General features: G+C 38.2%; 20 protein-coding genes, 1 pseudogene and 1 riboswitch. All 21 genes and pseudogenes read left to right on the plus strand.

Features of this window, described 5'->3' with window-relative positions; all coding sequences use genetic code 11:
- Positions 1 to 41: 41 nt before the first annotated feature.
- The 21 genes and pseudogenes from EDD61_RS05460 to EDD61_RS05560 all read left to right on the plus strand — a co-directional run bounded on the left by EDD61_RS05460 (position 42) and on the right by EDD61_RS05560 (position 20,611).
- Positions 42 to 1,643, plus strand: coding sequence for a SpaH/EbpB family LPXTG-anchored major pilin (locus tag EDD61_RS05460; RefSeq protein ID WP_132224443.1), 1,602 nt, complete (start codon positions 42 to 44; stop codon positions 1,641 to 1,643).
- Between the two features lie 110 nt (positions 1,644 to 1,753).
- A complete protein-coding gene (locus EDD61_RS05465; RefSeq protein ID WP_132224445.1) occupies positions 1,754 to 2,608 on the plus strand; it encodes a class C sortase in 855 nt (284 codons plus the stop codon).
- A complete protein-coding gene (locus EDD61_RS05470) occupies positions 2,592 to 3,323 on the plus strand; it encodes a pilin N-terminal domain-containing protein (protein WP_008978666.1) in 732 nt (243 codons plus the stop codon). Before EDD61_RS05465 ends, EDD61_RS05470 begins: the two co-directional genes overlap by 17 nt.
- 64 nt (positions 3,324 to 3,387) lie before the next feature.
- Positions 3,388 to 3,559, plus strand: a riboswitch (Lysine riboswitch).
- Between the two features lie 60 nt (positions 3,560 to 3,619).
- A complete protein-coding gene (locus tag EDD61_RS05475) occupies positions 3,620 to 4,465 on the plus strand; it encodes a transporter substrate-binding domain-containing protein (RefSeq protein WP_132224447.1) in 846 nt (281 codons plus the stop codon).
- Positions 4,466 to 4,480: 15 nt separating this feature from the next.
- Complete coding sequence (locus EDD61_RS05480; protein ID WP_008687612.1) at positions 4,481 to 5,248, plus strand: amino acid ABC transporter permease; 768 nt, start codon at positions 4,481 to 4,483, stop codon at positions 5,246 to 5,248.
- Positions 5,245 to 5,991, plus strand: a complete 747-nt coding sequence (locus EDD61_RS05485) for an amino acid ABC transporter ATP-binding protein (protein WP_132224449.1) — start codon at positions 5,245 to 5,247, stop codon at positions 5,989 to 5,991. The genes EDD61_RS05480 and EDD61_RS05485 overlap by 4 nt, the downstream gene beginning before the upstream one ends.
- 530 nt (positions 5,992 to 6,521) lie before the next feature.
- Positions 6,522 to 7,379: an inositol monophosphatase family protein gene (locus EDD61_RS05490; protein WP_132224451.1), complete on the plus strand. Its 858-nt coding sequence runs from the start codon at positions 6,522 to 6,524 to the stop codon at positions 7,377 to 7,379.
- 78 nt (positions 7,380 to 7,457) lie between these two features.
- Complete coding sequence (locus tag EDD61_RS05495) at positions 7,458 to 7,922, plus strand: hypothetical protein (protein WP_008687620.1); 465 nt, start codon at positions 7,458 to 7,460, stop codon at positions 7,920 to 7,922.
- A gap of 174 nt (positions 7,923 to 8,096) precedes the next feature.
- The gene (locus EDD61_RS05500; protein ID WP_008978662.1) at positions 8,097 to 9,176 is read left to right on the plus strand and encodes a glycosyltransferase family 4 protein; all 1,080 of its coding nucleotides are present in this window, start codon (positions 8,097 to 8,099) and stop codon (positions 9,174 to 9,176) included.
- Positions 9,177 to 9,298: 122 nt separating this feature from the next.
- Entirely contained in the window at positions 9,299 to 10,366 is a 1,068-nt protein-coding gene (locus EDD61_RS05505) for a lysylphosphatidylglycerol synthase transmembrane domain-containing protein (protein WP_132224453.1), read from the plus strand.
- Entirely contained in the window at positions 10,357 to 12,333 is a 1,977-nt protein-coding gene (locus EDD61_RS05510; protein WP_008687625.1) for a RecX family transcriptional regulator, read from the plus strand. Before EDD61_RS05505 ends, EDD61_RS05510 begins: the two co-directional genes overlap by 10 nt.
- Positions 12,326 to 13,279, plus strand: a complete 954-nt coding sequence (locus EDD61_RS05515; protein WP_132224455.1) for a 3'-5' exoribonuclease YhaM family protein — start codon at positions 12,326 to 12,328, stop codon at positions 13,277 to 13,279. The genes EDD61_RS05510 and EDD61_RS05515 overlap by 8 nt, the downstream gene beginning before the upstream one ends.
- 143 nt (positions 13,280 to 13,422) lie before the next feature.
- Entirely contained in the window at positions 13,423 to 14,124 is a 702-nt protein-coding gene (locus EDD61_RS05520; RefSeq protein WP_008687629.1) for a GntR family transcriptional regulator, read from the plus strand.
- Between the two features lie 13 nt (positions 14,125 to 14,137).
- A complete protein-coding gene (locus EDD61_RS05525; protein WP_008687630.1) occupies positions 14,138 to 14,869 on the plus strand; it encodes a GntR family transcriptional regulator in 732 nt (243 codons plus the stop codon).
- A 680-nt stretch (positions 14,870 to 15,549) separates the two neighbouring features.
- Positions 15,550 to 16,581 (plus strand): SIS domain-containing protein, encoded by a 1,032-nt coding sequence (locus EDD61_RS05530; RefSeq protein ID WP_132224457.1) that lies wholly within the window; start codon positions 15,550 to 15,552, stop codon positions 16,579 to 16,581.
- 5 nt (positions 16,582 to 16,586) lie between these two features.
- A complete protein-coding gene (locus tag EDD61_RS05535) occupies positions 16,587 to 17,246 on the plus strand; it encodes an HAD family hydrolase (RefSeq protein ID WP_132224459.1) in 660 nt (219 codons plus the stop codon).
- A gap of 1 nt (position 17,247) precedes the next feature.
- Positions 17,248 to 18,090 (plus strand): sugar phosphate isomerase/epimerase family protein, encoded by an 843-nt coding sequence (locus tag EDD61_RS05540; RefSeq protein ID WP_132224461.1) that lies wholly within the window; start codon positions 17,248 to 17,250, stop codon positions 18,088 to 18,090.
- Entirely contained in the window at positions 18,087 to 18,506 is a 420-nt protein-coding gene (locus tag EDD61_RS05545) for a PTS sugar transporter subunit IIA (protein ID WP_132224463.1), read from the plus strand. The genes EDD61_RS05540 and EDD61_RS05545 overlap by 4 nt, the downstream gene beginning before the upstream one ends.
- Positions 18,507 to 18,528: 22 nt before the next feature.
- Positions 18,529 to 18,993 (plus strand): annotated as a pseudogene (locus tag EDD61_RS05550) (PTS sugar transporter subunit IIB); the annotation flags it as partial.
- 18 nt (positions 18,994 to 19,011) lie between these two features.
- On the plus strand, positions 19,012 to 19,785 hold the full coding sequence (locus EDD61_RS05555) for a PTS mannose/fructose/sorbose/N-acetylgalactosamine transporter subunit IIC (protein ID WP_008687636.1): 774 nt from the start codon (positions 19,012 to 19,014) through the stop codon (positions 19,783 to 19,785).
- Positions 19,772 to 20,611, plus strand: a complete 840-nt coding sequence (locus tag EDD61_RS05560; RefSeq protein WP_008687637.1) for a PTS system mannose/fructose/sorbose family transporter subunit IID — start codon at positions 19,772 to 19,774, stop codon at positions 20,609 to 20,611. The genes EDD61_RS05555 and EDD61_RS05560 overlap by 14 nt, the downstream gene beginning before the upstream one ends.
- Positions 20,612 to 20,616 lie beyond the last annotated feature (5 nt).

Genomic DNA, 20,616 nt, shown 5'->3' on the forward strand with positions numbered 1-20,616 from the left:
AGAAAAAATATTCATAACAGAAAAGGAAAGAGGGAAAACAAATGAAAAGAATATTTGCAAGTTTTATGGCAGTGGCAGTTGCCTTTGTCATGGTGTTAGGGTTTGGTAAGCCAATCACGGCTGCGGATGGACAAGGAAGTTTAACAATCAACGGTACGAAAGATGGTAAAACGGTGGAATTGTATCAATTGTTTAGTGCTACAAAAAGTGGTGATAATGTCGCATATACATTGAATCCGGATTTTGCGGATTATTTCCTTACGTTACCTGAATGTACTGGTAAGGCAGATGATGCTTTGTCAACTGCTGCATATGATTATGTAAGTGGATTAAATGAGGATACAGCTAAAGTAGCTTTTGCCAAAAATGTTCTAAATTGGTTAGTCACCACAGAAAAAGGAAAAACAATAAATACGACAAAATCTGAGACAGCTAATGCAGATAGTTTAACGATAGCAGATATATCATACGGATATTATTTGGTTTATCCAAAGGGTGCAGCAGACACAGTAAATGGGACTAATGAATTAGTAAAGAGTCCAGCTATGTTAGTTAGTATTCATAAAACTGAAACAACAATTAATATGAAAAGTACATATCCGACAGTGGATAAGGTAATCGTAGATGGAAACACTAATATAGCAAAAGATGCAAATGTCGGTGACACAGTAACTTTTAAATTGACATCCGTTGTTCCTGATATGACCGGTTATAGTAGTTATACCTTTAACTTTAAGGATACATTATCAGAGGGTTTAACATTTGGCGAGATTAGCAGTGTGAAAATAGGGGAAAAGATTTTAACGGAAGATAATACAGATACACCGAAAGAGAATACATATACTTTAACTAAAAATGGGCAAAGCATTACAATAACCTTTAATAACTTTATTTCTAACAAGGATTCAGTAGGAGCATCAATAGAGGTTACGTATACAGCTATTTTAAATGAAAAAGCAGTTTCCGGAATGAATCCGAATTCCAATAGCGCAACTGTAGAGTATAGCAATGACCCATCGAATCCAGCAACAGGAACTGAAGACTCTGAGCCTAGTGTAGTTGATGTACATACTTTTGATTTTACGATTTATAAGTATTATTTAACAGATACAAATGATGCTGAATCAAAAACACCTTTAGCTGGGGCACAATTTGAATTGTATAAAGCAGATGGTACTTCTAAAATTAATTTAATTGCCTTTACTGGAGGAAATTACCGACAGGCTACTTCAGAGGAGGCAAATAAAGAAGGTTTTACTTCAGTTGTTATAACCTCTGATGATGATGGTAAAGTAAAAATAAGTGGACTTGATGCTGGAACTTATAAGTTAAAAGAAATCAAAGCTCCTGATGGTTACAATAAACTTGTAGGAGATGTAACGATCAAGATTGCGCCAACTTATAATACTAGTACACAAAAATTAGAGAAAGTGGATGTTACATATACAATAGGAGATCAATCAAAAACAATAACAATAACAAATAAAGATGCTTCTCCAGAAATCCCAATTGAGAATAAATCAGGCAGTGTATTACCGGATACAGGTGGGAATGGTACGATTATGTTCACTATCGTTGGTGTTGGTATTTTAGCAGTGATGATTAGCTGTTCTGTCATTAGTAGAAAACGCAGAAGAGCATAAGTAAAAAGGAAGAACAGGGCTTTCTTTAAGAAAATCACCTGTTTTTTCCGCAATGGGCATGAGAAAGCTTGTGCCTATTGCGGAAGAAAGATAAGATTGAGGATGAGGCTATGAAAAGACGAATCTTTATGTGTTTGCGAATATGTGGCTATCTGATAGGGTTAGGTATCTTATTTTATCCGGCTATTAGCAATTATTTGAATCAGCGACATGCGACAACGATTGCTACAGATTATGAACAAGAAGTATCACATATTACGCAACAGCAAGAAGATGAAATGATGCAAAAGGCATTGGCATATAATCGAACATTAATTGGAAACAGTGAGATACTTGATCCCTTCAGTGAAGAAGCGAAACAGTTGAAGCATACTACTTATGATAAACTGCTAGATATAGATGGAAATGGCATGCTTGGTTATATTGAGATACCGAAGATTCATATTTTATCGCCAATTTATCACGGAATAAGCGAACGTGTATTACAATCTGGTATCGGACATTTACCAGAAACTTCTTTGCCGGTGGGCGGGGAAACAAGTCATACGGTATTATCTGGACATCGGGGATTGCCTAGCGCAAAACTTTTTACCGATCTAGATAAAATGGAAAAAGGGGACGTATTTTACATCAAAGTTTTGCATCATACCCTTGCTTATCAGGTGGATCAGATACTAACTGTGAAACCAACACAAACCCAGGCGTTATCCATAGTAGAAGGAAAAGATTATGTAACTTTATTGACGTGTACGCCTTATGCGATAAATACACATCGCCTATTAGTGAGAGGAACAAGGATTCCTTATGAGGAAGCTGTTAAAATAGCTGATGAAATGGAATTAAAGGCTGAATTGCCATTCTATATTAAAGCATTAGGTGTTGCATGTATTGTATTAATTGGGGTATATATAAGTGTAAAGTGGTATGTACGAAAGAAAGGAAACGCATATGAAGAAAGGAAATAAACGATATAAAATCAGTATTGGTATTTTCTTCTGCAGTCTGCTTTTTATAATGCCTTTTGGTATTGCATACGCAAAGGAATATGGAAATGTCATTATCAAAGCAATCATACAAAAGGATGGTGATGATAGGCACGCATTACAAAATGTATCGTTTGCGATATACAAAGTTGCCGATTGGAAAGATTCAGAATGGACTCAAAGTGGTGATTTTCTGCATGTATCACTGAATTTAGATGATATGGATTCTTTGCATCAAAAACAAAATGCTCAAATGTTAGCCGATTATGTACATGAGCATGGTTTAAAAGGTATACAGAGTACAACTAATAGTCAAGGTGAAGCGGTTTTTACTAAGCAAGAAGCGGGGATGTATTTATTAGTACAAGAAAAGCAGGCAACTCTACAAGACAGTATTTATAGCAGTGCCCCATCGTTGTTTAGTGTTCCATTGCAGATGGATGGGAAAGAACAATGGGAAGTTGTGATAGAACCAAAATTTGAAAACAAAACTTTACCAATACAAGACGATGATTCTTCTGCCTCTCATCAAAAAGACCCCTCTTCCGCAACGGGGAATGATGCATCATCTTCTGCAAATAAAGATGTGCAGACGAAAGATATTACCAGGAGAATAGAGATCTTGAGCCTTTTCTTAGGCAGTGGAGGGCTATTGCTGCTCTATGGAAAGTATAGAAAAGCAAGTCAAAATTTATGAAGAAATTGTAAATAATTGACGGTTGACAAAAAAGATGAATTGCGATAAAGTAGGAAAGACAAAAAAATCATATAGAGGCAGCGATGCGTCAGAGTAGGAGTAGGAGCCGGCAGGCAGTGAAAACTTTGAAAGGTAATCATCGCCGAAGGTGATTTTCCGGCGGGGAAGTTATCTGGGGTTATCTGGAAATACCGATAACACTCCTTCATGTAAGATGAAGAGGAGCTATTGACACTCGAACTATGGAGTCGTGCAATAGCGCGACTTTTTTGTGTATTAAGAAAAGAGGTAAAAAAATGAAACTTAAGAAATTATCAACAGCCGCATTGGCAATGACATTTGTGCTTTCCGGATGTGGAGGAAGCGAAGATGATGGAAAAAATGTATCTAGCGTAACTGGTAAAGAAAAGTTTGTAGTTGGTATGGAATGTAACTATGCGCCATTTAATTGGCAGAGCAATGAGCAGACAGATACCAGTGTAGCAATCGGTGGAGCCGGTTATTGTGATGGCTATGATGTACGTGTGGCACGTTATGTGGCAGAACAGTTGGATCGTGAAATCGAAGTTAAAAAAGTTAGCTGGGAAGGATTACAGCCAGCATTGAATTCAGGTGAGATTGATGCGGTGATTGCTGGGATGACAGCCGATGATAAACGCCGCGCAGGTATGGATTTTACTACGCCATATTATGAAAGTGAAATGGTTATGATCGTTCGTAAGAGTGATAAAAAGGTTGCAAAATACAATGATATTCAACAATTTAAGGGCAAAACCGTTATTGGTCAGAAGAGTACGAATTATGATACGGTCATTGATCAAATCAAAGGGGTAAAGCATGCAACACCAAAAGCGACTTATCCTGAAATGATCGTGGCTTTACAGAAAAAAGAAGTGGATGGTATTACAGCGGAACTTCCTGTAGCTGAAGGGGCAGTTGCGGCTAATAAGGATCTTACCATTGTACATTTCAAAAAAGGGAAGGGCTTTGACATTGATACAAGTGTTTCTATTGCTATGAAGAAAGGGACTAGTGATTCCCAGCTCTTTAAAGACGTTCAAAAAGCAGTTGATAATCTTTCTAAGAAAACGCGAGATGAATGGATGAAAGAAGCACGAAAAGCTCAGCCTAAGGCAGAATAAGGAGGAGTTTCTTACATGGTAATTGCTGCTGTTCCTGAAGGAATGCTGCCAAAAGCCTGGTGGATATTCCAAAACAATATACCATTATTATGGTATGGTATTAAGATTACGTTAATGTTGGCAGTATTGGGCACTTTCTTCGGTTTATTGATTGGTCTAGTGCTTGGTGGTGTCAGAGCCGTAAAAATAGAGCCGCGTGATCGTATGCCAATACGTATAGTAAAACGTATCTTGCATAGCATTGTGGCAGTATATGTATGGTTTTTTAGGGGTACGCCAATGATGGTACAGGCAATGTTTCTGTATTATGCATTGCGCCCTTATCTGGGATGGAGTGCTAATGTTGCTGGAGTCGTCATCATATCTGTAAACACGGGTGCTTACATGTCCGAAATCATACGAGCAGGGATTCAATCTATCGATAAGGGGCAAATTGAGGCTGCTCGAAGTCTTGGTATGACAAATACACAGACCATGACAGCCATCGTTTTACCACAAGCCATTCGCAACTCCTTCCCTTCTTTAGGCAATGAATTAATTGTTAATATCAAAGATAGTTCTATGCTGAATGTCATTGGCGTAATGGAATTGTTTTTCCAATCTAGTTCTGTAGCGGGAAGTATGATGCTGTTTACGGAAACCTTTCTATCTACCTGTGTTATTTATTTGCTATTGACGAGTGCTGCTACGCTATTGTTGACATGGATTGAAAAACGTCTGCATATGCCTAAGACTTCCTTTCCGACTAGTCAAAGCGTACCTAAGGCAGGTGATTTGGCATGAGTGATACTTTGTTAGAAATTCGTCATTTAAAAAAACATTTTGGTTCTTTGGAAGTGTTAAAGGATATTGATTTTCACTGTGATAGCAATGAGGTTATTACTATTATTGGTTCTAGCGGAAGTGGAAAATCAACGTTATTACGCTGTATCAATTTATTAGAAACACCGGATGCCGGTGAAATACTTTATCATGGTAAGGATATCTTAAAGGGTGAGTTGAATTTGAATGTTCATCGATCACATGTTGGTATGGTGTTTCAGTCATTTAATTTATTCAATAATAAAACGGTATTAGAAAACTGTATGCTAGGCCAGCTCAAGGTCTTGAAACGCAGTAAAGAAGAGGCGAAGGCAAAAGCGTTGGATAATCTGCGTAAGGTTGGTATGGAGATGTTTGCCAATGCCAGCAGTATGCAGCTATCTGGCGGTCAGAAGCAGCGTGTGGCAATTGCTCGCGCTTTGTGTATGGATCCTGAAATCCTATTGTTTGATGAGCCAACCAGTGCATTAGATCCGGAAATGGTAGGTGATGTTCTGGATGTCATGAAACAATTGGCTAAAGATGGTTTAACCATGATCGTCGTAACACACGAAATGGCATTTGCTCATGATATCAGTTCACGTGTCGTATTTATGGATCAAGGTGTTATTTGTGAGCAGGGAACACCGAGTGAGCTTTTTGAGCATCCACAAAATGAACGTACGAAAGCATTTTTAAAACGCTATCGATTACAAAAGCAATAAATAAAAAAAGATAATCCAAAGGGAGCACTTAGTTCCTTTTGTCATCATGAATCTGTAGGGAAAAAGCACAACCGTGTAATCTCCCTACTTTTTCTATGACAACTTCAGTTTCGAGATGTTTGTAAATAATACGCGATGTTCCATTGCATTTTCACCTTGTATTCGTTACTATTAAATAGATGATACATGGAGAAAATACGAGGTTAGGAACATGCACAACAAGGAACTTTATTTAGAGATGATGTGCAGTTTTTTTAGGAAGGCTGTGAATAGGAGTGAATATACAAGCTTGACGATGCAATACTAGGGTTGTTTTCATGAAGACACATATCATCATGCGTGGATACTCGCTTTTTTATGCAGTGTATTTGTACCAACAGCGCTTCTTTCTTCAGTTGTTTGTAATTGGAAGAAGCGGATAAATTCAAGATGTGGGCATTGATGTTTTAAGTGCGATGTTCGGTTTGCAAATGCGCAAAAGGTATTTAGCTAAGAAACAGCATAAATAGCAGATAGGGAGATGAGTAAGGATGGATGTGCATACGATAGCACCAATTTTATTTCAAACAGTAAAAGCAGCCGGTGTTGTGGCAAGAAATTTACAGGCCAATATTCAAAACGAAGGGAAAACCATTGAACGTGAAGAACGAGAAAGTGATGCACATTTTGCAATGAGAGAAGCGAAAACTAAGGTGGATGAGTTAGTACAGGAGATGCTGTTACAAAGTGTGTATCCTTATCTTGGTCATATGGTAACTTTAGATGTGGAAGAGGATACACCCTCGTTGCGCTTATATCCAAAGCAGGATCATGCATATACCCTCATTATTGATCCAATTGATGGTACGTTGCCCTACATTCAGCAGGCGGATACCTATTCGATATGTGTGACTTTGCTGCAAGAACATGAGCCACTTATTGTAATTGTTTATTTTCCAGCACGTGATGTTTGCTATTCTTATGTTGAGGATGCTGGAACAATGTATTATGAACAGGCATCCTTAAAAACTTATGAACAGGGTGAAAAATTGACCTTTCCTTCGCAACCGCCAATGCCCAAATTACTGTTTAAGAATGCGCGGGTTCCTCAAGCGTTGGTAGAAAAAATGCAAGATGCGGGATATGAAGTGATCGATGATCAAGTGCATGGATGGAACTGTCCTGCTGCAATACTGGCTTGTATGCGTTATGAAGCTATGGCGTATTGTTGCGCAAAGCGCAATTTGCGAGATGTCATGCTAGCGATGATCATGGCTAAGATGCAGCATGGATATGCTTATGATTTTAAAGGAAATCCCATCCTTTGGAATACACATGGTCGACAAGCGGAAATCGTTGTCAGCGGCTACGATTTAACGGAATTCTTCAAGAAATTAGAGAGAAATTAAATTTAAAATATACAAAATGGAGAAAATTTACGCTTTTCTCTTTTTTTTATCGTATGACAGTATGGTAGGAGGTATGGCATGGAAAAGATACATATACAAAAACAAATTACACAGCAAATTAAGAAAGAAATGCTGTTTTTGCAACGATATGCAGAAGAATTGCGGCTGCATAGTGTCTTATATGAGGAAGATGGCAGGCATCTGCAAATTGAGGATGAGCTTGTGGATTATTTGCATTATACAAGAAGTGTCTTAGATTTACGAAATGACTGTAAACAGAGGAAAGAGCCAGTCTTAAAAGCAATGGAGCAACGGAATTTGCGACATCTGCAGAAACAAAGTCGTGATCATCATGCATATCAATTGCTTCAAACGATTTTACAATTACCCAAGCAAGAGAAAGATCTATTGTTAGATATGTATGTCCGCGGCTTAGATCGCAGAATCATCATGCTGCATCAAGGAGATATCGTAGAAAGCACATTATATCGTCGCTTGCAACGAGCGTATCAGCATGTATATGAACTTTTGCGCTATATGTAAGATAGTTATTTTTTCAAAGGTGACACTATGCAACTCTTAGGATTTCTTAAGGCTTTCTTACAAAGTTGTTAGCAGTCAATCTATTCCATATATGGAAAATATGATATAATACTTCTGTCAAAGCAGAAAAAGGTTAACTTTTTTTGTTTCTTGCGATAACAGGAGGGAATCAGATTGGATAAACGAATTGTCATTAATATGCTTTCCAATGCCGATAAAGTGGAAGGCCAGGGAGTAGGAAGTGCTTATCTGGAACAGGTGAAACTAGTCAGCGAAGGCGCAAGTGATCTGTTCGATGTTCGCATCAACAGTGTGAAAAAAGCAGATATCGTTCATTCTCATACGATAGAACCGCAGAATTATCTGCGTATGAAAAATAATAAAAATGCTAATGTATGTTATGTACATTTTTTACCTGATACCTTAGATGGCAGTATTCAATTGCCTAAGGCATTATTTCATGTATTCAAAAAATATGTTATAAGCTTCTATAAGACAGCCGATTATCTGATTGTTGTAAATCCGACGTTTATGAAAGAATTGGAAACTTATGATATACCTAAAGAAAAGATGGTATATATTCCCAATTATGTGTCCAAGGAAGACTTTTATGAAAAAAGTGAAGAAGAACGTTTCGCTATACGTAAGAAATATGGCATTGCAGAAGATGCTTTTGTCGTTATTGGCGTTGGTCAGGTACAGACTCGTAAAGGGGTGCTGGACTTTATTGAGGTTGCTAAAAAATTACCGCATATTCAATTCGTTTGGTGTGGTGGGTTCTCTTTTGGAAAGATTACCGATGGCTATGAAGAACTGAAAAAAGTCGTTGAAAATCCACCTGCAAATGTGAAATTTTTAGGCATCATTCCACGCAGTGAAATGAATGATATTTATAACATGAGCAATCTGTTATTCATGCCATCTTATAATGAATTGTTTCCTATGTCCATCTTGGAAGCAGTGAATTTAAAACGCCCATTAGTCTTACGTAATTTGGAATTATATGAGGATATTTTATTTCATAAATATCAATGTGGGGAATCCAATGAAGACTTTGTGATGTTGATTGACCGATTACAAAAGGATACGGCGTTTTATCAACAAAGCAGTGAGGATTCCGCTTATATCAGTCAGTATTATTCAAAAGAAAATGTCTTGCAGATCTGGAAGGACTTTTATACAAGGGTTTATCAAGAGCAAGAAAGTGGGGAACTGCTGAGAAGACGCAAAGAAGAAAAGAAAGCGAAAAAATAAGCAGTAATAACTGTCTGTTTTGCGCTTAAGGCATATCTTATATCTTTGTTGTTCATTATTTAAAAGATAGCGATATGCTGTTGATCGCATTTGTTGAGCGGTCTTAAAAGCGAGGGATTAAGATGAAAAATTCTGTAAAGAGTTATGTCCTGAATTTCCTGCTGATCATTGGGTTGACCGTTGTTGCCTTATGGTTTGCATTAAAGGATCATTATCAGGAGGTCATGACGCTGATCGGCGGTATGCACTGGTACTGGCTTGTGATCATTTTGCTGTGGGGAATTGCCTATGCCTGTGTGGTAGGCTGGATCTTAGCAGTATTTGCTAAAAGAAGTAAAAAAGATTATACCGTTTTACAAGGTATCGCAAATGGTTTTGTAGGTATCTTTTTCAGTGGTATCACACCTAGTGCAACCGGCGGACAATTTGCGCAAGCGTATATATTTAAGAAACAGGGGATTAAATTCAGTGATGGTGCCAGTATCTTATGGGCTGATTTTATTGTCTATCAAACAACGATGATGCTGTATGTTACCATTTTGTTTCTGGCACGTTTTTCTCATTTTATGGCAATCATCGGTCCATTGTTTTTTGGTATCTTATTGGGTTATCTTGTGAATGTATGTGTGATTGGTGTCTTGTGGACAATGGCGTTGTTTCCTCGATTATATGTGCGATTGTCACAAGGCTGTGTAAAGATTTTGGCAAAATTGCATATTGTAAAAAATAAAGAGAAGACATTAAGCAGCTGGACGGCACAGATGGAATCTTTCACTACAGAAATCAAAAAGATGCAGCATGAGAAAAAGATGATCTTACAGGCGGTTGTATTGAATATAGTACGAATGACGATACAATTTACATTGCCTTACTTTATCATGAAAGCAATGGGGGTTTCTGTAGGGGCAGATCGTTTTATTGATTGTCTAGCACTTTCCAGTTTTGTCTTAATGGCCAATGCCTTTATCCCCATACCCGGGGCGAGTGGAGGAACAGAATTGGTCTTTACGGCTTTATTTCAATCCGTAGTAAAACATGCAGCATTAGCAAGCGGCGTTATGATCCTATGGCGTTTTTCAACCTACCATGTTGTCATGCTGGTGGGGGCTGTCGTCTTCTTGTTCTTAAAACGGAAATATGATAGTGAAAAATGGATGAAAGAGGAAAAGGAGGTGGATGTATGCGAATAGGTTTATTCACCGATACATATACACCAGATATTAATGGAGTTGTATCCAGCATCGTTACTTTACAAAAAGAACTAGAAAAAAACGGTCATGATGTTTTTGTTATTACCAATCATAAAGCAGCTCGCATGAAAAAAGAAGGCAATGTACTGCGCCTGCCTGGATTAGAATTAAAATGGCTGTATGGGTATAAGTTGTCTACTCCATATCATTTTGCAGCACGTGATGAAGTGCGTAAAATGAATTTAGATGTAATACATGTGCATACGGAATTCGGTGTAGGTATGTTTGCTCGCATCGTGGCAAAATATTTGAATATTCCAGTCGTAACGACATATCACACCATGTATGAGGATTATACGCATTATATCAATCGTTTTGATATCGATGAAGTAGATAAGGTATCAAAAAAAGTGATATCAACCTTTTCAAGAGCGATATCAGATAGTGCACAGGCAGTTATATCACCAAGTGAGAAAACAAAAGAGACATTGCAGAAATATGGTGTTAAGACACCGATTTATGTGATTCCTACCGGCTTGAATTTTGAGAACTTTAATCGTGAATCCATTAACATGGAGAAGGTGAAGGAAATTCGGCATCAATATGGAATTGCCGATGATGATCATGTGATTACATTTGTTGGGCGCATTGCACCAGAAAAAAGTGTGGATATACCGATTGAAGGATTCCGTTATATAGATGATCCTAAAATTAAGCTGCTGATTGTTGGCGGTGGTCCACAGCTGGATGAATTGCAAGCGATGGTAAAAAAATACCATTTAGAAAACCATGTGATTTTCACTGATAAAAAGCCAAGAGAAGAAGTACCATATTATTATGCGTGTGCAGATTGCTTTGTGTCTGCATCCTTAACGGAAACACAAGGCATGACATATATCGAAGCGCTGGCTTGTGAATTACCGGTTTTTGCTCGATGGGATGATGTTTTAAAAGATCTTGTTGTCGAAAACGACAGTGGCTTTTTATTTGATACACCGCAGGAATTTGCTCGCAAGCTAATAGCATTCTTTGCTTTACCACAAGATGAACGTGATGCTTTCCGCAAGCGTGCAAAAGCAAAAATTGTAAAATACGATTCTAAGGTTTTTTATTCTAAGGTCATGTCAGTTTATTATCAGGCGATTGATGATTTTGAGGATGCATATGAAGTCGTAAAAATTAAGACATTAGATGATTATGTTCGCATTTATGTGGAAAACGATAAAGAAGATCAGCCAATTAAAATATTGATACGACTGGATGATTATTTCACCTATAAGATTCGTCTGCATACAATGTTGGATCGTTATACCGTAGCGGATTTCCAACATAAGGAAATTCGTTTAGAAGCTTATCGTGCTGCTATTCGCAAATTACGTATAAAGGATTATACACGCAAAGAAATGATGTTGTATTTTAATCGTCTGCCAGGCTTAGGGAAAGAAGATGTTGAAATACTGCTGAATGAATTAGAAGAAAAAGGCTATATCAATGATCAGCGTTATGTATTGGATCGCTTGGATAGCATGCAGTTTTCATTGACCGGGAAAGGGAAGATTCGACGTACCTTGTTAAATAAGGGAATTGATCCTGAGATCATTGATCAGGCGTTAAACAATTTTGATGATGTACAAGAAGCAGATAAGGCTCGTAAAATGGCTGAAAAATTAATGAATAGTGTGAAAGATAAGTCGGCTGCTATGAAAAAGCAAACGATCATTCAAAAGTTGATTCGTCAGGGCTTTGATGGTGATTTGGCAAGATCGAGCGCAGAAGAACTTGATTTTTCCGGTGTCGATGACAGCGAAGCATTAACGAAGACCATTCAAAAAGCGTTGCGTAATTATGCAAGGCGCTATCAGGGTGTTCAGTTGCGCAATAAGGTCATTGCATATTGTCTACAAAAGGGCTTTCGGCATGAAGATGTAATAGCAAAAATAGAAGAAATGGAGTGGCAAGATGAATAAAACATTAGCAGAGCTTGAAGATGGTTTTCGTGGGGAAATCACGGTATTGCTACTTCAGGTAAATAAAGGCGTCACAGCGAAGGGAGCACCCTATCTGTCCTTTCAATTACAAGATAAGACAGGCAGCATGGATGCGAAATATTGGAATGTTCCAGAGAACTTGTTATATGCTTATAAACCGGGAATGTTGGTTAAAGTGAGTGGTGATGTCTTATGTCATCAAAAACAGCTTCAGTTTCGTGTAAATCACATGGAAGAAGTAAATGATGAAGAATATGATATTTGGAACTTTGTGAAGAGTGGACCAATTGCGAAAGATGAATTACAAAAAGAAATTACGGCTTATATAGCATCTATTCGAAATGAAGCCATTCATGCAATCACACAAGCGTTTATCACGGATTATGAAAAAGATTTTTATACATATCCGGCAGCTATGAAAAATCATCATGATTTTGTGAGTGGCTTGGCAACCCATGTGTTAGGCATGCTGCATATGGCGGATGCTTTATGCAAGCAATACACATTGTTGAATCGTGATCTGTTGATTGCCGGAGTGATCTTACATGATATCGGAAAACTGATTGAATTAAGCGGAGCGGTTGTGACGGATTATACCAAAGAAGGCAAATTGTTGGGACATATCAGTATTATGCAAAGCAAAGTGGAAGAAAAAGCAAAACAGCTTGGTTATACAGGGGAAGAGGTGCTGTTGCTGCGACATATGATCCTTGCTCATCATGGACAATACGCTTATGGATCTCCGGTGTTACCAATGATTCCAGAAGCGGAAATGCTGTACTTGCTGGATAATATGGATGCACGTATGCAGTCAATGGAAAAGGCATTGGCACCAATAGAGCCAGGAGGCTTTACTCCGCGCATCTTTGCGATGGAAAATCGCTTTCTTTATAAAAGTACATTAGGGAATAACTCAAAAAAATGAGTATTCCCTTTTTTTACTTAAATAAATGCATATATAAGTATTTCAGTAAAATATGAAAAAACAGTTTTCCCTATCTATTTCTTTGTTAATTTGGTATAATTATGCATGAAAGAGGTTGTATACCGCAGCAGAAAGGAAAGCATATGAAAATCTTGACATTGAGTATCATGATTGCCAATGAACTCAAAAACATGATAGAACAAGAGAATCTGAAAGAGGGAGATAAACTGCCTAGTGAACGAGATCTTTGTGAGAAATTAAATGTTCAGCGATTAACCCTTCGCAGTGGATTGCGGATTCTTTTACAAGAAGGAATCATAGTTTCAAAACAACGCAGCGGTTATTATGTCAATAAACCACGAGTAGAAAAGAATGTCTTCCATTTAGAATCGACCAGTGAAGCAATTTTTCAACAAGGTCTGAAAATGAAAATGAAATTATTACACTTGTCAAAAATGGAATTGAATAAATATTTATCTGCGCATATGCGTTTGCCTTTAGGAACTAAAGTATATGAACTTCAGCGTTTACGTTATGTAGATGATGAGCCGATTTCTTTGGAGACAACGTACATTCCTATTGAGATCGTACCTGATCTTGAACATTACGATTTACAAGAACAAGCATTGTATGTAATATTGGAAACTGCTTATGATATTCATATTGATCATAGTGAACAGGAAATTCTTGTCAGTACCGCTGATGATTTTGCGGCAATGTCGTTGCAGGTAGCAAAAGGTGAACAACTAGTGTTGCAACAGGGCTTGGCGTACGATACTAAAAATCGTCAGATTGAGTATACAGAAAGTCTGATGAAGATGGAACGCTTTGTTTATGTTAATTAGGAGGATGTGATGTATGGACTATCGGATGCCGCTTTATATGCAGTTGAAGGAAATCATCATGAAACGCATTGAGGATGGGGAATATCTTCCCGGGGAAAAGATTCCCAGTGAAAGAGAGATGGCAGATACTTATGGTGTAAACCGAATGACGGTAAAAAACGCTATTAATTCTTTGGTGGAAGCTAATATATTATATCGAATTCATGGTAAGGGAACATTTGTCGCGCAAAAGAAAACACAAAAGGTAACTTTTTATGATAATTTATCTGAATCCAGTCGAGGATTAGGTGCTGTTATTAAAGACAGTGGAATACCTTTGATGAATCAAATTTTGGAAAAGGGTGTCATATCTTCACGTGGCTATTTAGCCAATAAACTGCATATTTTAAAGAATGAAGATGTTTATGTATTGCATCGTTTACGTAATATCGGAACAGAATCCTTTGCTTTAGAGTACTGTTATGTTCCTTATCATTTGTTTAAAGATATTGATACTTATAATTTTGAGCATGTGTCTTTATACGATTACATGGAGAGCAAAGGTCATCGACCGGTAGTATTTTCTCAGCGGCTGACGATTTTAAAAGCAGTGCAACCGGAAGCCCGATTGATGAAGATAGCGGAAGGTCATCCATTGTATTATTTTGAATACATTGGCAAAGATGCAAAAGGGAATGTAGTAGAATACACTGAAAGCTATGTCCGTTGTGATAAGGCAAAATTTACTTTTCGCGCAAAACGATAAGTCGGCAAAAAGCTGACTTTTTTCATTTCTGAAGATTATTCAACATACAAAAGCGAGAAGCTAAATTCAATGAGTATTGCCATGAAAATGAGGTCCTTTATAATCAACATGGACGCTGTATAATAGAAACCTAGAATGTCTTTTTTCTTATGCCCAATTTAACAGGGTTCATTTGACATAGCTAGGACTTTTTTTATGTTGAAATACTATGGTTTAGAATATGTGGTATATCGAAATATAGATGGACTCGCACGATATTTATTATAGTGGTATAAAAACCGTATAAACTGGTATATACATGAAACCTCATGAGCATAGGAACGATAGAATTTCATAAATTTTATCAAAAAATATGTATTTTTTTGATTTTTTTTAATAATTATCAAAAATACGATAAATAAAGGCTTTTATTAAACAAGTTTTCATAAAATTATCGATATTGATAGACAACAATTTACACTTGTGGTGAAAAAGTAAAAAGAAAACGCTTGCAAAAAGATTACAATACTGGTATATTAAAAACGTAAAGTGGATTAGCTGATAAACCACAGGGTGCACACTGCGACTACTTCAGCTTGGATCTCACTTTGAAAAACATTCCTTTCCAGTATAGCACAAATGATGAAAAAAAGAATTGGATGGGAAAGAAAAGCTGATAGGAAATCGAAGGAGAAAAAAACATGGAAAAAGAAAAAGTGATGTTATCGAAATTTAATGTAGAAACTTATCTGAAAGATGGCGATGCTGTCGTTGCGAAATTAAAAGAAGTAGAAGCGGTTGCGGATAAAGTACATGATAAGGGATATGAAAATATTTTCTTGTTAGGAATGGGTGGAACTTATGATGAATTAGAGCCAATTCAGTACATCATGAATAAATACTCAGAAGTAGAAGTGCATTTAGCCAATGCAGCAGAATTAAACGTCCTTGGCAACAAGCGTTTAAAGAAGGGTTCTGTTGTTATTACTGCCAGTGCTTCCGGTGATACCAAAGAAATCGTGGAAGCTGTGGAATGGATCGTGAAAGAAGGCATTGAAGTTGTTGCTTTCACCAAACCAGAAACACCACTTGGAAAACTTGCGACTACGATCATCACCGCTCCTGTAACAACCGGACAGTGTGAATATAGTTATCTGATGTTTGATGTCTTAGCTCTGCGTTTATTGAATCGCCGCAATGAATTCCCAAAATATGATGCCTTCATTGCCCAAACAAAAAATATCTTCCATGACTTAGTAGATATTCGTGAAAAATTTGATGCAAAAGCCGATGAAATTGCAAAAGCTTATGCTTTAGAACCATATAGCATCTTCGTTGGCAGTGGCGCATTGTGGGGAGAGACCGTATTATTCTCCATGTGTATCTTAGAAGAAATGCAATGGGTACGCACAAGAGCAGTATCCAGTCCGGATTTCTTCCATGGAACATTGGAATTGGTAGATAAAGATGTACCGGTCTTCTTGTTCAAGGGTGAAGATGAGTGCCGTAAGCTGGATAATCGTGTAGAAGCATTTGCCAAGAAATTCACTGATAAGCTGGTTGTCATTGATACAGCAGAATATGCGATTGATGGTTTAGATCCGGAATTCCGTATGATCGTTTCACCAATGATCTTAACCGCGTTAGTAACAGAACGTCTGGCAAGCTATTATGAAACTTATACAAAACACAATCTTGCTTATCGCCGCTACTACCGTCAGTTTGAATATTAGAAGCAATGGAAAAAATTGATGCTGTGATCTTTGATATGGATGGTGTTCTGATTGATTCAGAACCCATCTATATGCATCATGTTCTTTCCTTCTATGAACGCTTTGGCATTCATGTGCCATATGAAGAAGTCGTAAAATTGGCCGGCAGCAGCAATGAAGCCAGCTGGCAGATGATGGCATCGTGGTGGAAGGAGGCGATTGATCCTAAAGAGCTGGAACAGCTATACGAAACCATAATGCAGGGTGAAGAGGAAGTCGTGTTTGCGGATATTGTGAATCCATATGTGCGTTATATCTTACCAAGATTACGCGAAAGGGGCATAAAAACAGCGATTGCATCTTCATCACCAATGTCAGCAATTCATGCCATGATGCAGCAATGTCAATTATTGAATAGTTTCGATTTGGTAGTAACCGGCAGGGATTTTCCTTTCAGCAAACCAGATCCTGCCATCTATTTACATACGGTGAAACAGCTGAAAGTAGCGAAGGAACATTGTATCATTATCGAAGATTCCACGTATGGTATTGAAGCAGCTATACGTGCAGATATCAAAGTAGCAGCATTAAAAGATGAACGATTCCATTATGATCAAACAAAAGCAACGTATCTGGTACATGATCTATTGGAAGCCTATCATCTTATCTTGGAAGGAGAAGACTAGGATGAGCAAATTAGAACTTGCGGCTATGAATTGTCATCATCGTTTCTATCCACTGGAAGAATTCTTTGCCAGTGCTGCTTCAAATGGTTATAAAAAGGTTGAACTCTGGACAGGGCCACAACATTTCTATATGGATCATGAGCGTTATGATTCCATCGATAAACTAAAACAGTTGGAACAACGCTATCATCTGAAAATTATTGGAATCTGTCCGGAACAGACAAATCCCAAACCTAATAATATGGCCGCAAGAGAACAGGATATGCAGGATAGAGTATATCACTATTTCTGTAATGCGGTTGATGTGGCATGTGAACTGCAGGCACAACAAGTTGTCGTTACAAGCGGCTGGGCATTTCTAGATGAGCCAAAACAAGAAGCCTGGAAACGCAGTGTGACGATGCTGAAACGCATTGCCCAATATGCACAAGCAAACGGCATGAAATTGGCAATTGAAGCTTTGCAGGAAAATGAATCTGTATTAGCAAACAGTGCCCAAGATCTTGCTCGACTGCTTGATGAAGTAGATGAATCAGCATTAAACATATGTCTGGATATGGGTGCAATGGCAAGAGCAAACGATACAATTCAAACATATTTTGAAACATTTCATGATAAAGTTATCCATTGCCACTTTGTGGATGTGAATGAAGAAATCACACATCTGGCATGGGGAGATGGAAAACGTGACATGCGATGTGATTTACAGGATTTCATGAAGTATGGATATCATGGCATCCTGTCCGTAGAATGTGTCAATCAGCGTTACTTCAAAGAGCCATTCACAGCCGATGCAGCATCTATGCGAATATTTGAAGAACACATAAAGGAGATTGACAAATGAAACATTATGTACTTGCATCACACGGAGGTTTTTCGAAAGGAATTTATGAAAGTATTCAGATCATCATTGGCGAACAGCCCAATATACATATCGTACAGGCATTTGTGGAAGGCAATAACGATATCACATCTTTAGTAGAGGAAACCTTAGCAGCGATTCCGCCTGAAGATGAAGTAATCGTATGCAGCGATGTGTTTGGTGGCAGTGTCAACAACGAATTCATGAAACAGCTGAGAAATCGCAACCATATGCATTTGATTACCGGCATGAATCTGCCATTATTGATGCAGTTGTTTCTCAGTGTCGAGGAGGATCCGGAAAAGATGATCCATGATATCGTGAACAGTGAAGATACACGCGTAAAGTACTGTAACGATATGCTGCGTAGCGCAGCAAAAGAAGAAGAGGACTTCTAGAAAGGTGATGTAACATGATTAATTAGTACGCGTTGATCATCGCTTACTGCATGGTCAGGTGGCTTTTTCCTGGACCAATGGCGTTGGCGCAAATTGTATTTTGGTAGCAAGTGATACCGTAGTACATGATGATGTATGGAAGACCACATTAAAGTTGGGAAAACCTAGCGGAGTGAAATTGGTAATTAAAAATATGGCCGATTCCATAGCGGCTATTAACAGTGGAGTAACGGATAAATACAAACTGATTATTGTTGTTCAGACCATTAAAGAAGCAAAACAGCTTGTGGATGGTTGTCCATCGATTACCAGTATCAATTTAGGAAACACCAAGGAAAGCAAGACAACAACACAAGTCAGCAAACAGGTTTTCCTTGAAGAAGAAGAGAAAGCGATTTTGAAAGAATTGATGGAACGAGGCGTAGAGTGTGAAATCAGAGCACTAGTAGATGATAATAAACTTAATGTCGCCCACGTTTTAAAGTAAAATGAGGAGGAAATAATCATGGTAGTACAAGCTATCTTAATTGGTCTGATTGCTGCATGGGGTTCTTTGGATTATGCATTCGGTACATTATATACCTTTAGACCAATCGTTTTAGGACCATTAGTAGGTTTAGTTTTAGGGGATGTAAAAACAGGAGTTGAAATTGGGGCAAGCTTAGAGCTGTTGTTTATGGGGGCAATTTCTGTAGGTGCCTATATTCCACCAGATGTTAATATCGGCGGTGTCTTAGCGACGGCATTTGCCATTTCAATGGGAAAAGGTGTTGACGCTGCTGTTGCTTTAGCTATGCCAATTGCCGTAATTTCCTTGGGCATCGGAAATTTAGTTTCCGCCATTACACCTGTTTGTTTGAAAATAGCCGATGATGGTGCAGCGGCTGGTAATGATAAGAAAATCATGTTTACACAGTGGCTCATGGGAGCATTTGCTACCATCTATAAATTCCTGTTGGTCTTTGGTGCTTTCTATGTTGGTGCTGATAAAGTACAGGCTTTGTTAGATTTTATTCCACAATTTGTACTAGATGGCATGGGCGTGGCAGCCGGTATTCTTCCCGCAATGGGATTTGCAATGCTGATGCGTATGATCATTAACAAGAAGCTGATTCCTTTCTTCTTCTTAGGTTTTGTTTTGGCATCTTATGCCAACATTCCGGTACTTGGTGTCGCTATCATTGCGGTCATCATTGCCGTAGAGAAATTTGGCTTTTTGGAAGATCGGCCAGTGATGGCTGGTAATGCTGAGGAGGTAAGTGATGATGACGACTTCTAATACGGATGAAAAACTGATTACCAAAAAGGACCTGTTGCATTCAGCATGCAATATCGGTGCCTTAGGAATGGAATATTCCTGGAACTATCCTCGCCAAATGCATTTGGCATTCTGTTTAATGATCAACCCAATGTTAAAAAAGATTTATGCAGATGATCCTGAAGGTTATGCAGAGGCTTTAACAAGACATGTGGCATTCTTTAATATCACGCCACAGCTTGCGCCTTTTGTTGGCGGTATTGCCGTATCTATGGAAGAGCGTGTTGCGAAAGGGGAATTGGAAGGAGCTGCTGTTGATTCTGTCAAAGCTGCTTTAATGGGACCATTAAGTGGTATCGGTGATTCTATCTTCTTAGGTTGTATCCGTGTCATTGCCGTTGCCGTTGGTATTTCATTAGCATCTACCGGCAACATCATGGGACCAATTGCTTATTTCTTGATTTATAATATTCCAGCCTTCTTAGTACGTTTCATCGGAGCAGTGAAAGGTTATGAATTAGGCTTCTCTTTCTTGGCGAATGCTGAGAAAAGCGGTTTGATGGAAAAAGTGATGTTTGCTTCCGGTATCGTTGGTATCATGGTAATCGGTGCCATGAGCAAAGACATGTTCTATGCGACGATTCCGTTGAAGATTGGGGCAAATGTTTCCGGAGAAGATGTACAGACCGTACAAACGATTTTGGATGGCATCATGCCTGGTATGTTAGGCTTATCTGCTACTTGGATCTATTATTGGCTGTTGAAAAAGAAAGTCAATCCAATGTGGCTCATTCTCGGCACGATGATTCTTGGTGTTGTTGGTGTTTATTTTGGTTTCTTAGGATAATATAT

The organism is Longicatena caecimuris, assembly GCF_004341945.1.
GTDB lineage: Bacteria > Bacillota_I > Bacilli_A > Erysipelotrichales > Erysipelotrichaceae > Longicatena > Longicatena caecimuris.